This window comes from Enterobacter sp. WPR_3_1 (assembly GCF_003635055.1).
Classification (GTDB): domain Bacteria; phylum Pseudomonadota; class Gammaproteobacteria; order Enterobacterales; family Enterobacteriaceae; genus Enterobacter; species Enterobacter ludwigii.
Genome location: NZ_RBXU01000009.1, coordinates 272,369 through 286,052, shown reverse-complemented (window position 1 = coordinate 286,052; position 13,684 = coordinate 272,369). Strand labels below are relative to the sequence as shown.

16 protein-coding genes, 1 tRNA gene and 1 pseudogene are annotated in these 13,684 nt (G+C 50.9%); 10 read left to right on the top strand and 8 right to left on the bottom strand.

What is annotated here, in order from left to right; genetic code table 11:
- Positions 1-28 precede the first annotated feature (28 nt).
- A protein-coding gene (prfB, locus tag BJ887_RS09680; protein ID WP_104440355.1) for a peptide chain release factor 2 occupies positions 29-1,127 on the top strand; the annotation gives its coding sequence in 2 pieces (ribosomal slippage) (positions 29-103 and positions 105-1,127; 1,098 coding nt in all).
- Positions 1,128-1,136: 9 nt separating this feature from the next.
- Positions 1,137-2,654: a lysine--tRNA ligase gene (gene lysS, locus BJ887_RS09675; protein ID WP_025203283.1), complete on the top strand. Its 1,518-nt coding sequence runs from the start codon at positions 1,137-1,139 to the stop codon at positions 2,652-2,654.
- 38 nt (positions 2,655-2,692) lie between these two features.
- Here the strand turns inward: lysS and idi are convergent, their stop codons facing one another.
- Positions 2,693-3,235 carry an isopentenyl-diphosphate Delta-isomerase gene (gene idi / locus BJ887_RS09670; protein ID WP_014171506.1) on the bottom strand — a complete coding sequence of 181 codons (543 nt, stop codon included), beginning with the start codon at positions 3,233-3,235 and terminating at the stop codon, positions 2,693-2,695.
- A 25-nt stretch (positions 3,236-3,260) separates the two neighbouring features.
- Between idi and BJ887_RS23155 the strand changes: the two genes are divergently transcribed.
- The 5 genes from BJ887_RS23155 (at position 3,261) to BJ887_RS23150 (ending at position 5,094) form a co-directional block, all read left to right on the top strand.
- Positions 3,261-3,416 (top strand): hypothetical protein, encoded by a 156-nt coding sequence (locus BJ887_RS23155; protein ID WP_153852832.1) that lies wholly within the window; start codon positions 3,261-3,263, stop codon positions 3,414-3,416.
- Entirely contained in the window at positions 3,398-4,138 is a 741-nt protein-coding gene (gene actS, locus BJ887_RS09665) for an amidase activator ActS (protein ID WP_014171504.1), read from the top strand. The genes BJ887_RS23155 and actS overlap by 19 nt, the downstream gene beginning before the upstream one ends.
- 80 nt (positions 4,139-4,218) lie before the next feature.
- Positions 4,219-4,292 (top strand) — tRNA-Gly (locus BJ887_RS09660).
- Positions 4,293-4,669: 377 nt separating this feature from the next.
- Complete coding sequence (locus BJ887_RS09655) at positions 4,670-4,903, top strand: hypothetical protein (RefSeq protein WP_121339803.1); 234 nt, start codon at positions 4,670-4,672, stop codon at positions 4,901-4,903.
- Positions 4,904-4,908: 5 nt separating this feature from the next.
- Positions 4,909-5,094, top strand: a complete 186-nt coding sequence (locus BJ887_RS23150) for a hypothetical protein (protein ID WP_229216837.1) — start codon at positions 4,909-4,911, stop codon at positions 5,092-5,094.
- 798 nt (positions 5,095-5,892) lie between these two features.
- Here BJ887_RS23150 and BJ887_RS23325 read toward each other — a convergent pair.
- Positions 5,893-6,004: pseudogene (locus BJ887_RS23325) on the bottom strand (SOS response-associated peptidase); the annotation flags it as partial.
- A gap of 234 nt (positions 6,005-6,238) precedes the next feature.
- On the opposite strand from BJ887_RS23325, the gene BJ887_RS09650 reads away from it, so the two are divergent.
- Positions 6,239-6,805 carry a hypothetical protein gene (locus BJ887_RS09650; protein ID WP_229216836.1) on the top strand — a complete coding sequence of 189 codons (567 nt, stop codon included), beginning with the start codon at positions 6,239-6,241 and terminating at the stop codon, positions 6,803-6,805.
- A gap of 33 nt (positions 6,806-6,838) precedes the next feature.
- Positions 6,839-7,402 carry a hypothetical protein gene (locus BJ887_RS09645; protein ID WP_121339802.1) on the top strand — a complete coding sequence of 188 codons (564 nt, stop codon included), beginning with the start codon at positions 6,839-6,841 and terminating at the stop codon, positions 7,400-7,402.
- A 539-nt stretch (positions 7,403-7,941) separates the two neighbouring features.
- Here the strand turns inward: BJ887_RS09645 and BJ887_RS09640 are convergent.
- From BJ887_RS09640 to BJ887_RS09615, 6 genes are all read right to left on the bottom strand, one after another.
- A complete protein-coding gene (locus BJ887_RS09640; protein ID WP_081308098.1) occupies positions 7,942-8,154 on the bottom strand; it encodes a hypothetical protein in 213 nt (70 codons plus the stop codon).
- Between the two features lie 69 nt (positions 8,155-8,223).
- The gene (locus tag BJ887_RS09635) at positions 8,224-9,183 is read right to left on the bottom strand and encodes a LacI family DNA-binding transcriptional regulator (RefSeq protein WP_025203317.1); all 960 of its coding nucleotides are present in this window, start codon (positions 9,181-9,183) and stop codon (positions 8,224-8,226) included.
- A 77-nt stretch (positions 9,184-9,260) separates the two neighbouring features.
- Positions 9,261-10,166: an ROK family protein gene (locus BJ887_RS09630; RefSeq protein WP_113656431.1), complete on the bottom strand. Its 906-nt coding sequence runs from the start codon at positions 10,164-10,166 to the stop codon at positions 9,261-9,263.
- A gap of 41 nt (positions 10,167-10,207) precedes the next feature.
- The gene (chbA, locus tag BJ887_RS09625) at positions 10,208-10,540 is read right to left on the bottom strand and encodes a PTS N,N'-diacetylchitobiose transporter subunit IIA (RefSeq protein WP_223399221.1); all 333 of its coding nucleotides are present in this window, start codon (positions 10,538-10,540) and stop codon (positions 10,208-10,210) included.
- On the bottom strand, positions 10,540-11,862 hold the full coding sequence (locus BJ887_RS09620) for a PTS sugar transporter subunit IIC (protein WP_063156824.1): 1,323 nt from the start codon (positions 11,860-11,862) through the stop codon (positions 10,540-10,542). Before BJ887_RS09620 ends, chbA begins: the two co-directional genes overlap by 1 nt.
- A 14-nt stretch (positions 11,863-11,876) precedes the next feature.
- Positions 11,877-12,188 (bottom strand): PTS sugar transporter subunit IIB, encoded by a 312-nt coding sequence (locus BJ887_RS09615; protein ID WP_014171497.1) that lies wholly within the window; start codon positions 12,186-12,188, stop codon positions 11,877-11,879.
- Positions 12,189-12,357: 169 nt separating this feature from the next.
- Here BJ887_RS09615 and BJ887_RS09610 point away from each other — a divergent pair, with 169 nt between their 5' ends.
- Positions 12,358-13,629, top strand: a complete 1,272-nt coding sequence (locus BJ887_RS09610; protein WP_020883745.1) for a PTS sugar transporter subunit IIC — start codon at positions 12,358-12,360, stop codon at positions 13,627-13,629.
- The last annotated feature ends 55 nt before the right edge of the window (positions 13,630-13,684 follow it).

Here is a 13,684-nt window from a genome sequence, read left to right as displayed (position 1 = left end):
TTGACAAGTCCATAAAAGAAAACAGACCATGTTTGAAATTAATCCGGTAAAAAACCGTATTCAGGACCTCACGGAGCGCTCTGACGTTCTTAGGGGGTATCTTTGACTACGATGCCAAGAAAGAGCGTCTTGAAGAAGTAAACGCCGAGCTGGAACAGCCGGACGTCTGGAACGAACCTGAACGCGCGCAGGCGCTGGGTAAAGAGCGTTCCTCTCTCGAAGCTATCGTAGATACGCTGGATCAAATGGCTCAGGGGCTGGAAGATGTTTCCGGTTTACTGGAGCTGGCCGTCGAAGCTGACGACGAAGAAACCTTTAACGAAGCCGTGGCTGAACTCGACGTGCTCGAAGAGAAGCTGGCACAGCTTGAATTCCGTCGCATGTTCTCCGGTGAATACGATAACGCTGACTGCTATCTCGATATTCAGGCAGGTTCTGGCGGTACCGAAGCCCAGGACTGGGCCAGCATGCTGATGCGCATGTATCTGCGCTGGGCGGAAGCCCGCGGCTTCAAAACCGAAATCATCGAAGAGTCTGAAGGTGAAGTGGCCGGTATTAAATCTGTCACCATCAAGATTATTGGCGATTACGCCTACGGCTGGCTGCGTACCGAGACGGGGGTTCACCGCCTGGTGCGTAAGAGCCCGTTCGACTCCGGCGGCCGTCGTCACACCTCCTTCAGCTCCGCGTTTGTCTATCCGGAAGTTGACGAAGATATCGATATCGACATCAACCCGGCGGATCTGCGTATCGACGTTTACCGCGCATCCGGCGCGGGTGGTCAGCACGTTAACCGTACGGAATCTGCGGTGCGTATCACCCACATTCCAACCGGGCTGGTGACGCAATGCCAGAACGACCGCTCCCAGCATAAGAACAAAGACCAGGCCATGAAGCAGATGAAAGCGAAGCTTTATGAGCTGGAGATGCAGAAGAAAAATGCTGAGAAACAGGCGATGGAAGATAACAAATCTGACATCGGTTGGGGCAGCCAGATCCGTTCTTACGTCCTTGATGACTCCCGCATCAAAGACCTGCGTACCGGGGTTGAAACCCGTAACACGCAGGCGGTGCTGGACGGCAGCCTGGACCAATTTATCGAAGCAAGTTTGAAAGCAGGGTTATGAGGAACCAACATGTCTGAACAACAAGCACAGGGCGCTGACGCGGTAGTCGATCTTAATAACGAACTGAAAACCCGCCGCGAGAAGCTGGCAGCACTGCGCGAGCAGGGCGTGCCTTTCCCGAACGATTTTCGTCGTGACCATACCTCAGACCAACTGCACGCTGACTTCGACGGTAAAGAGAACGAAGAGCTGGAAGCGCTGAACATCGAAGTGGCCGTTGCTGGCCGCATGATGACCCGTCGTATCATGGGTAAAGCCTCCTTCGTGACGCTACAGGACGTTGGCGGCCGCATTCAGCTGTACGTCTCCCGTGACGACCTGCCGGAAGGCATCTACAACGAGCAGTTCAAGAAGTGGGACCTGGGCGATATCCTGGGGGCGAAAGGTAAGCTGTTCAAAACCAAGACCGGTGAGCTGTCTATCCACTGCACCGAACTGCGTCTGCTGACCAAAGCCCTGCGCCCGCTGCCGGACAAATTCCATGGCCTGCAGGATCAGGAAGCGCGCTACCGTCAGCGTTACCTGGATCTCATCTCCAACGATGAATCCCGTAAGACCTTCAAGATTCGCTCTCAGATCATGGCCGGTATCCGCCAATTCATGGTTAACCGCGACTTTATGGAAGTGGAAACCCCAATGATGCAGGTGATCCCAGGCGGTGCGTCTGCACGTCCGTTCATCACCCATCACAACGCCCTCGATCTGGACATGTACCTGCGTATCGCGCCGGAACTGTACCTGAAGCGTCTGGTCGTCGGTGGTTTTGACCGCGTGTTCGAAATCAACCGTAACTTCCGTAACGAAGGCATCTCCGTGCGTCATAACCCAGAGTTCACCATGATGGAACTCTATATGGCGTATGCGGATTATAAAGATCTGATCGAGCTGACCGAATCACTGTTCCGTACCCTGGCGCAGGACATTCTGGGCACCACTAAAGTGCCTTACGGTGAAGAAGTCTTCGACTTCGGCAAGCCGTTTGAAAAACTGACCATGCGCGAAGCGATCATGAAATACCGTCCAGAAACCAACATGGCCGATCTGGATAACTTCGACTCTGCGAAAGCGATCGCGGAAAGCATCGGTATCAACGTTGAGAAGAGCTGGGGTCTGGGCCGTATCGTGACCGAGATCTTCGAAGAAGTGGCCGAAGCGCACCTGATTCAGCCGACCTTCATCACCGAATACCCGGCAGAAGTTTCTCCGCTGGCACGTCGTAATGATGTGAACCCGGAAATCACTGACCGCTTTGAGTTCTTCATCGGTGGCCGCGAAATCGGCAACGGCTTTAGCGAGCTGAACGATGCAGAAGATCAGGCTCAGCGCTTCCAGGATCAGGTTAACGCGAAAGCGGCGGGCGATGACGAAGCGATGTTCTTCGACGAAGACTATGTGACTGCGCTGGAGCACGGTCTGCCACCAACCGCAGGTCTGGGGATTGGTATCGACCGTATGGTTATGCTGTTCACTAACAGCCACACCATCCGTGATGTGATCCTGTTCCCGGCGATGCGCCCGGTGAAGTAAGCCGTTAAGACAGTAAAAAAGCCCCGAAAGGGGCTTTTTTATTGCGCCGCGAAGGCCCTGAGCGCGTCGCGGGCGACCGTCGCTTCCTGCACCATCCACGGGCTAAAGCTCCAGGGGGCAGCGTCCAGTGCGCGGAACAACGCTTCCAGCTCGACCCATTCATACTCCATCACTTCATCGTGATTAATATGCAGTTCGCTGGTGACGCGTGCTGCGAATACCGGGCAAATCTCGTTCTCCACGATCCCCGAAGGATCGGCTTCACGGTAACGGAATTCAGCGGCTATGGGGGTGATATTGGCGATCTCTGCGCCAACCTCAAAGCGGCAACGGCGGATGATAGCCTGTTCCGTCTTTTCACCAGACTGAGGATGTCCGCAAACGGAGTTGGTCCAGACACCTGGCCAGGCTTTTTTGCTTAAGGCGCGTCGGGTAACCAGACACTCACCTCTGGCGTTAAAAAGCCACGATGAGAAAGCCAGGTGCAGCGGGGTGTGGGCGGTGTGGGCGGCGTACTTTTCCTGAGTGCCAATCACCATTCCCTGGTCATTTACCAAAATAACGTGTTCTTGAATACTCATTGATGCTCCAGTGCCAACGATGCGGATGGCTCAGCACCATCAGCAGCTGCATTATACCGCATTCCTCCATGCGCCGTTTGCTCTCAAGAGCGGAAAAGGGCTGACCCATATCAGTCTGGGCTGGTATCATAGTGCGCCATTCACGCTGACCGAGGATCTGTTTTGTTTGCAGGAAGCCTGACGAGAAATCCCATTACCGCCGTTTTTTGTCTGACGCTGACGCTATTACTGGCAGGCTGTTCAGGAAGCAAGTCGTCGGATATGGGCAGCTATTCCGGTGCGGTCTATACCGTTAAGCGCGGGGATACGCTGTATCGGATTTCGCGCGCAACGGGGACCAGCGTGAAGGATCTGGCGCGTCTGAATAACATCTCTCCACCCTACACTATCGAGGTGGGGCAGAAACTGAAGGTTAACGGTGGCGCGTCTTCAACGAAGAAATCCTCTAAAGGCAAAACAGCCAAAGTGACGCCGTCTTACGCGGTGCCGCAGTCCTCATGGCCTCCGGTCGGCCAGCGTTGCTGGGTCTGGCCTGCCAGCGGCAAGGTCGTGTTGCCTTACTCCTTGTCTGAGGGAGGCAATAAAGGCATTGATATCGCTGCTGCGCGCGGCACGCCAGTCTATGCATCAGGGGCAGGGAAGGTGGTCTACGTCGGCAACCAGCTGCGCGGTTACGGTAACCTGATCATGATTAAGCATGGGGAAGATTACATCACAGCCTATGCCCACAACGATACGATGCTGGTGAACAACGGGCAGAATGTGAAGGCTGGGCAGAAGATTGCCACCATGGGCAGTACCGGCACGGACTCGGTGAAGTTACACTTCCAGATCCGCTATCGCGCCACAGCCATCGATCCGCAGCGTTATCTTCCGGCGCCAGGCAGTAAGCCAAAGTGCTAAGTGATTATATAATCGCCATTTAGTTGCAAAGAGGCTTGTATGAAGAGGCGTAAGGTCTATAATGCCTTACGCACCTCAAAGCGGGCGTAGTTCAATGGTAGAACGAGAGCTTCCCAAGCTCTATACGAGGGTTCGATTCCCTTCGCCCGCTCCAGATCTATCCCTCTCTGAAGAAGCCCTTTAAATCCTTCTCTATCAGCAAATTAAATAGTTACCTGTTTTAGTCGCCTATGGGTTCTATCATTATGATCCGTCCCTGGTGGTAACTGTCACGCTAAGTTAGACGGTGAGAGACAGGATAACTCAGCGTTGGCGGCAGTTGCATCCTCACACCGCGATAGTAAAACGTGAAAAAAGCCTATCCTGACATTGTTATGTCATCGACAGAGTAATCACTCGCATTAAAGCCTGATATACAGGCTCTTCCAGCGCTTCGACAGATATACGAGCACCCTGATAAGGTGTGATCCTTCTGACAATCTGATGAAGTCGCTACGCTCTGCTTGTTGCTTGTACCACTAACGGGGCTTTATGGCTTCTATTGTCCAAAATCTGTTAGTTGCGCATTTTATGCACCCTGGATACCCTGAGATTAATCCTATTAACTCAAGGGTGAGCATGGCTATCGGGAAGAGACAGAACCAAAAAGAATTACCTGAAGAAGAGTTGGATCGCTTGCTGGATGATCTTGAACTCACACAGGAGCAACGAGAGTTTATAGAATCCATGCGGCAAAATAACGGGAATAAAAACAACGAGGAGTAGTGTTTATGGCGGGGATCTGTGAAGGGGCAGCCGTAGCTGCTAATCTTCATCTTTCTAAACAAAATGGGCTAAACTCTTTATTTGAGCTTTCTTCAAATACGCATCAGGCCTATTATAGAGTAAATTCTCCGCATCCTTATTTATCCATTGCTCATTCGATTAATCCTATAAGCGGAAATTTTTTAACTTAGATCGTTAAGCATATTGCAAGAGGCGAGAGTAAGCGGGATTAAAAATCCTCTCGAAAAGAAAAATGGGTGATAAATTATGTTATCTGAGAACATAAAGTTATTGATTCAATCTCGACGTTGGTAGTGTTATGATATAACTCAAGGGTGTAGTGATGCTTTGCTTTCTATATGAGTCGACCTTTCTTCTGATTTTGCTCAATTTTGTTTGCACATCAAGAACGGCGCTACTTTTTATAGCAGAAATCAATAAATTTATTAGATTAGTTGGTTTGTTATAAACTCCTTGTGCCAACTTGATCTTAAAAGACCTCATTAAATATTGAAAATATCGAAAGAATATACCCCTATGAATGGATTCCAAAGTGAGAGCGGGTGTTTTTATAACAAACAACGGAGAGGGTTTGTGTATCAATGTAGGAGATGCTTTAATTAAATTCCTACAGGGAAAATTAAAGCCTCAATGGGGGGTATTTTATTGAGTGTTTTTTGATTTTAATTAATGAATGATAATGCGCCGAAAATATTAATTTCCCAGATTTTTTAAATCTATTGTTCATATATATTTCATTAAATACGTGCCTACTCCTTTGCCAGAAAAATTATCGCCGGTGAGCTGTGGACGTCAGAGTGTAACCGGGAAGTGTACTCCATTCTCGTCAGCAGGGAATTGCCTGTATGAATCAGCACGGTGAACGGGGTTTGCCGCGCAACAGAGCGAAAACTAACATTCATTACAATTTGAGTTATCTACTGCAGCCTTATATAAATCAGGCTCGATGACTAAATCTTCACATTCCCGACCACTCCGTCAATAACTGTCTCTTTTGCCTCTTTACCGGGCCATTCATTGCCGCACAAATTCAGGGATCAGGACAACCGGATGCCGGTCATGTATATCTACCAGACCTTGAGCTGGGCCTCCGTACGCGTAAAATCGTCACCACGGCGTATGGCATCACCGAAACGCGCTTCCTGTGGCGGGGCTACCGCCTGTTGCAGGAGGAGCAGGAAACCAGGGGTTCAGCACTTATGTTTATGACCCGAATGAATCCTGTAGCCCGCCGGCTGGGATGAACATCTTCGTGACCAGAGCAGCGGTGAGATTTACTGGTTCAGTACCGATTTGAATGGTGCGCAACTGGAGGTGACCGATGCGCGTGGCGAGGTACGCTGGAGCGGCCAGTATTGCAGTTTTGGCGAAGTCCGCTATCAGACAGCAAGGGCTACAAAGCTTGTTCAGCGCACGGTGATGCCGCATCAGCCGTTTCGCTACGCTGGGCAGTATGCTGAGGTGAAACGGCTGCTCTATGTTCTGCTACTACCCTTTGCGCGCAGTCGGGCGACAGCAATAAGCCGAGCATGGGGAGAAGAAAGAGAACTGGTTGCGGCTGGAGGAGGAAGCCGGGACTGGACGGCCGCTGAACGCGAAGTAATACTAAGTACAAAAAATAATCGCCAATTATCGTCGGTTATGTCCGAAATGGGCTATACAGGCCATCATATCAATAGTGTGAAAGGGAACGGTGTTTTAGGAGGAAAATGGCAAGGCGATCCAAGGAATATTGTATTTCTCCAGAATGCTAATCATCCAAGCGGCTATGATGAACATTTACATGGTTTGCAAGGTCACCGAGGAAGTTATGACACTCCAGGTAAAGGACGATTGATAGACCGTAACCTGACCCGTAAGAATTTAAAGAGCTGTCAATAATATCAGTGAATGTGATAAATATGAGGTGTTATTATGAGTGAAATTGAAGAGTCATTAAAAAAATTTGTTGCTATTTGCAATAAATATTCACTGTCCGGGAGTTTCAATATCGTTAATGACATTGACAACGTATTCCCCTCCAACTTACCTCGCTCGGCAGAGTTGGATTATTTATATGGAAAAAATAATCCTGAGAAGTTAAAAATAGAAACAGGTTTTACGCCAATTAAATTTTATTCAGTCAGTGAACTTGCAAAAGCTCAAAGTGGTTATGAATACTTACCAGATAATTATCTTGTAATTGGCGATGATTTAGGTGGTGGTAAGCCTATAATTGCTGTTGTAGATGAAGGTAATACCTCTATTTATGCGTCTTATGACGTAGTTGAACCGTTTAAAATAGCTGATAATCTCTCTGGCTTTTTACTTTCACTAACAGAACTCATTGATTTGGTATATGGTTATTACGATATTTTTGATATAGCAGATGATAATGATGAAGTAAAAAAAGATTTTATGGATGAGTTAAAGGTAAGGGTTGTTACATTTATCGGAGATGAAAATTTCAATGCATTTTATGATTATTTTTATGGATGAATCTCTGTGTTTCCTTTGATGGGGGATGTGGGGGTATAATTATACGGGCCGTCTTGTAGGTGGTCCGCCTGATTATTTTTGATCTATAATACGATGCTTGATATTATTTTCTTGGAAAAATTATATTATTCCACGTCAGATGAAAGGTCATGAGCTAGTCAGCAAGTTACAGTTGAGTTGATAAGAAAATTTGACCCAGCCTGCGTGTGAATAACTGCACCCACTTTGCCTTCATCCCCATCTTCAGCGCTAATCGGGAGTTAGCCAATTCTACTACATCAATATCCGATTAGTCTCGCTTGATATCTACTGTAAGGACATTTCCCTTCGTAAATGCAAGCCTCATGCCGGTGCTAATTATTACTGGTACCTTTTCCGTATAGGTGCGATCGGTATAGTGGGGGAAATATTCACGTTAAGAGCAAAAGACCGGTTCATTAATGAAGATGTAAATGTTTGCCGGTCAAATGACTTAGAAAGTGAAATAGGAACGGTATTTTGCTCCGCCGCCCCCCAAAAAAACAGCATCCTATCTGCAATCAGGACTGTTTTGCCGCTTTACTCTGTGGGCAATCGTTGCCGCCCTGCATCACAACTTTTTCACTGCGCGCAGCATCGCCATACACGCATAACGTACCTTCATCGGTATGAATTTGCTCTTTCAGCGGCAGGGGCGTTTCCTGGGCGATGGCATAGCAGGAGAGCGCCGGGAAAAGGGTGAGGGCACTTATGAACAGAAAGGTTTTCATCATCTCGCTCCAGAACAGGGATAACGTTTATTGTGTTATCACACCCTTAAACCGGCAATCGCTGCGTACCCGCTAGCTTTTTTCCATCACCGACTGGCGAGGTGTGAGTTTACCAATCACGGGGGAGAGCTCTGACGTGCGAACAGGTCGGCCATCCACCAGGCTTTTAATGCGCTCAACGCACTGAGTGAGCAACTGATCCATTGGCCACGAGATACAGGTCAGCTGTGGATAGAGCTGGGTTGCCAGAGGTGAATCTTCCAGACTCAGCAGCGATACTTCCTGCGGAACGGAAATGCCAAATTCCCGGAACAGACGCATCGCTTCAGCGGCATAGGCATCACGTTTAACCACAATGGCGGAAAACTTGCTCAGGCTGTTGATGAGCGTCAGCAGCGCCTGTTCAACATCTTCATTCGCCGTTAACACCAGCTGGCGATTAAACGGCAAAGAGTAGTTTTGCAGGACGTTGCGATAGCCTTCCACCATCTTTTTACTGTTGTCATCGTGTTCGCTGTCAATCACCAGTGCGATATTGCGATGGCCCTTACCCGTCATGTAACGACAGGCGCTTTCCGTCGCAAAGGCAAAGTCATATCCCTGAGGTTTCGCATCCACCACGGGACGATCGAAGGAGATAACATTCTCTGCGCTACCGGCCGCAACCGGCCCAAAGACTACGACAGCAACGCACTGGCGCTGAAGATCATCGACGGTGACAGCCTGCTCAACAGGATCATTTACGTACTCTACGATGAGCGTTTTATTCAACGCTTTCATGGCGCGGGAGAGCGCAGGCAGCAAACGTGCTCCGCTGCTTTCATCCTTCGCAGAGAGAACCAGACCAACGTAGCTTGATGACTGACTTGCCAGGTTTTGCGCGGCAAAGCTTGGGCGATAATTAAGCTCTTCTACGGCGCGCAGCACGGCTTCACGGCTCTCTTCGCGCACGCCGCGCGTCCCCGTCAACACGCGTGAGACGGTTGCTCGTGAGACATTGGCTAATCGTGATACATCGTCAATCGTTGGCATAGCATTTTCTGCGTGGTGGGTTTTGGTTATCTTAACATAACCCACCTTAAGAATCTTAGCGCCCCCCACAGGCGGTTTCACGTTTGCGCGGCGTGCAAACCCGGTAGCCACGCCGCGCCACGCACGCCACTGGCGTCGCCGTAACGGGCCGGGACGATACGGGTACGGCAGCTTTCCGAGAAGATGTAGGGCCTGATGGCGGCCGGAAGTTCGTCGTACAGTTGGCTGACATTTGATAACCCACCGCCCAACACAATAACCTGCGGATCAAGAATATTGATCACCGAGGCCAGACTGCGGGCAAAAGCGTCGATAAAGTGTCGCCAGTGGGCCCGCGCGGTCAGGTCTCCCTGGGCCGCCGCTTCAATGATGGCCTGCGCGCTCAGTTCGCTGGGATAACGGCGGGCAAAGCCGGTGCCAGAGATAAAGGTTTCGATACAGTTATGTTTCCCGCAATAGCAGGGCTGCGCCGGACCATCCGTCTCGGGGGCATAGCCAGGCAACGGGTTATGTCCCCATTCGCCAGCGATGGCGTTTGGCCCCTGAAGCAGACGCTTATGTACCGCCACGCCACCGCCGCATCCGGTACCGACAATTACGCCAAAGACGGTTTCTGCTTCTGCGCCTGCGCCATCAACCGCTTCAGACAGCGTGAAGCAGTCCGCGTCATTGGCTATCCACACGGGCTGATTGAGCTGCTTTGCTAAATCATGCTTCAGGTCGTGACCGTTGAGCACCAGGCAGTTGCAGTTTTTAATCAGCCCGCTTTGTGGGTCGATGGCCCCCGGCAGGCCAATACCGATACTGAATGGCACTTCACTTACCGCGCGCGCTTCGCCGATAAACGCCAGCAGATGGTGCATAAAGGCGTCATAACTCTCTTTTTGCGTCGGACGACGCTCACGCCAAAGGCATTCGCCCTGAGGCGAAAGCAGGACGGCTTCCATTTTTGTGCCGCCAATATCGAGTCCAAGATAGTGCATACGTTCCTCGAAAAGGAGAGGCCAGCGCCTCTCCTGAATGGTTATGCCTGACGAGTGCGGTACAGTTCGATCAGCTCCGTCACCAGTTCTTTCGCCAGAATCGAGGTCATCAAATGATCCTGAGCGTGCACCATCACCAGCGTCATTTTAGTTTTGCCTTCCCCTTCGTCAGCTTCGATCAGTTGGGTTTGCACCAGATGCGCTTCACGGGCGAAGTGCGCCGCCTCTTTCATCCGCGCGTCGGCTGAGGCAAAGTCACCTTTTTTTGCGAAGCCAAGCGCTTCGTAGCAGAGACTGCGTGACTGACCGGCATTGATAATAATGCCCATGACCTGTTCTTCTAATTCCATCCGTAACCTCTGTGTTTTTACTATCAGGCGGACTGTGCCGCTTCTTCAGATTGTTCAACCGCATTTTCATGCTCTTGTTCCAGCAGCTGCTTCTCGTACGCTTTGAGGAACGGGAAGTACATGGCCGCTGAGGTCACCATGCACAGCAGGCAGAGGATCACCGGGCTAAAGCTCCAGTTGGCCGCCCAGGATGCGCCGATAGGGGCAGGCGTTGTCCACGGTGTCATCGAGACCACGCGACTGACCAGGTTGAAATCAAGGGCAAAGTAGGCGAGGGTGGCGTTGACCATCGGAACCAGCACGAACGGCAGGAAAAAGAGCGGATTCATGATGATAGGGGCACCGAATAAAATCGGTTCGTTGATATTAAACATCCCCGGCACCACGCCCATACGCCCAATGGTACGCAGATGCACCGCTTTGCTGCGCAGCAGCAGTAACGCCAGCGGCAGCGTGGAGCCGACCCCGCCAATCAGCAGGTAGTGATCCCAGAATCCCTGAACGTAAATGTGCGGGATCGCCTGACCGGCAGCCATTGCTGCCTGGTTAACCGACAAGTTCGCCATCCAGAACGGGTTCATAATTCCGGTGACAATCAGCGCGCCGTGGATGCCCGCAAACCACAGAACCTGGCACACCAGCACCGAGAGCAGAATGGCAGGCAGCGTATCGGAGGCGGCAACCAGCGGTTTCACCAGCGACATAATCGCTTCCGGAATAATCATGCCGAGCTGGGCCTCAATGAAGAGGTTGAGCGGGTGCAGAGTGACAACAATTGCCAGCACCGGGATCAGAATTTCGAACGAACGCGCAACGCCCGTAGGCACTTCTGGCGGCAGGCGGATGGTAATATTGTGACGCTTCAGGAAGGCATACAGCTCGGTAGAGTAGATAGCCACCAGAATGGCCGTGAAGATCCCTTGCCCGGAGAAATAGGCGGTAGAAATCTGCCCGTCTTTTAACGGCGCAGCCACCAGCAGAAATGCCATCAGCGACAGCATGCCGGCGGTAAGGGCATCCAGATCGTGATGTTTGGCCAGGCTCGCGGCGATCCCGACTGAAATGAAGATCGTCATGATCCCCATGCTGAAGTTGAACGGCAGCATCAGGGCTTCACGGTGATCCAAGGAGAATTGCAGCCATGCCCGGGCGAAACCCCAGGACGTGTCGGGTGAGAAGGGCGGGAAAATAAACACCAGCATAAAGGAACCGACGATCATGAACGGCAGGGCGGTGATAAAGCCGTCACGAATCGAGGTCACATACTTCTGCTGCCCGACGGCGCCTGCCATCGGGGTAATTTTCTGTTCAATGACCTGGATAAGTTTCGCGTAAAGAGAGCTCATGGGTTTTCCCTTCGTTATTTGTTATCTATCAGGGAGAGGGCGAAATCGAGAACGGCGCCCCCTTTTTGCATGCCGTAATCCATCATGTTGATAGGCTCAACACGGATCCCGTATTTATCAGCTTGTTTCTGAAGATCGCTTTGCATGTACTTCACCTGCGGTCCAAGCAGCACCACCTGATAGTGACCGACCTGCTCGGCGAATTCGGCCACGCCAAACGCTTTGATCTCCGCTTCCAGGCCACGCTTTTGCGCTTCGTCGACCATTTTTTTCACCAGCAGGCTGGTGGACATCCCGGCAGAACAACACAACATGATTTTTTTCATAACGTCTCCTTTGAACTTATGGCTGGAATATAGTCATCATGGAACAAAACGGAAAGCGCTTTCCGTTGGTGGATAAGGTAATTGTGACCGCGATCACCTGAGGGAATCTTTCACTTTGTCCGGATGTGCGAGATCATCGCGGCTATTCACGAACTATTAAGGTCGAGTTATGAACATTCATTTGATGAATGTTGCTGTGGATTTGATTGAGCAACGTCTCACACCAGCAGCCAATATAATCACCAGAAATCAACATATTACCGCGATGCGGGACGGCTTTTCCCTCGCCATGCCTTTTGTGATTGTGGGAAGCCTGATGGTGCCGCTGCTGTTTCCACCGTTCGCCATTTCAAGTGCATCGCGCCTCGGACACGTCTATCTGCTGCTGCGTCCGATGCTGTTGCCAACCTTTGAGCTGACGCTCGGACTGGTGGCGCTGATTGTCGCGTTTGGTGCCAGCGCCAGTCTGGCCAAGCAGTATCAACTGCCGGAACGGCTGTGTGGACTCACCGGTTGCCTCTCCTTTTTGCTGTTCATTGGCTTTCGGGATAACGGTGCAACGAATATTTTTCTGGGCGGGATGGGGCTTTTCACTGCGCTCATTTCAAGCGCTTACTCTATTGAAATAATAAGGTTTTTCTACAAGAGAGGGTGGTGCATTCGTCTGCCGGAGGAGGTGCCGGTGATGACGCGAAATGGTTTCCAGCTGCTGATGCCGCTGCTGGTGATCATGCTCTCCATTAGCGTAATGAATGCCGTGATGCTGCAGACGACCGGACAAATTTTGCCACAGCTGATTGGCGAGGCGTTACGCCCGCTTATCGTGGCATCTGATACCCTTACGGCGGTGCTTATCTCCTTGTTTCTGTGTAATCTTTTATGGTTCGTCGGTATTCATGGTGCCCTGATCATTACGGGCATCATGAACCCGTTCTGGCTCACCTATCTGTTTGAAAACCAGCGGGCCCTGGCCGCCGGGGAAGCCGTGCTGCCCCATATTTATCTGCAGGGATTCTGGGATTTTTATCTGCTGATTGGCGGTATCGGCTCTACGCTGCCGCTGGTCTTTATGGCGATGCGAAGCCGATCCCGGCAGTTGAAGAGCGTCGGGAAAATTGGCCTTCTGCCGTCGCTGTTCAACATTAACGAGCCGATATTGTTTGGTTTCCCCGTCATCATGAACCCGGTTTTTTTACTGCCCTTTGTGTTTGTACCGCTGATAAATGCCTGTATAGCTTGGTATTTAACCCAGCTTGGCGTGCTCGACAGAGCCGTCGCCATGCTGCCCTGGTCTATGCCTTCACCGCTGGGCGCAGCCTGGTCGGCGAACGGCAGCTGGAAAAATATGTGCATGTGCCTGTTCGCCTTTTTTAATGCATGGATGCTCTATCGCCCCTTCTTCAAGGTTCATGAACGCCAGTTGATGCAGCTGGAAAAATAATCCCCGCCTCCCTGCTTCTGCCCGTTCCTGATGGGCAGAAGATTATTTCGTGACA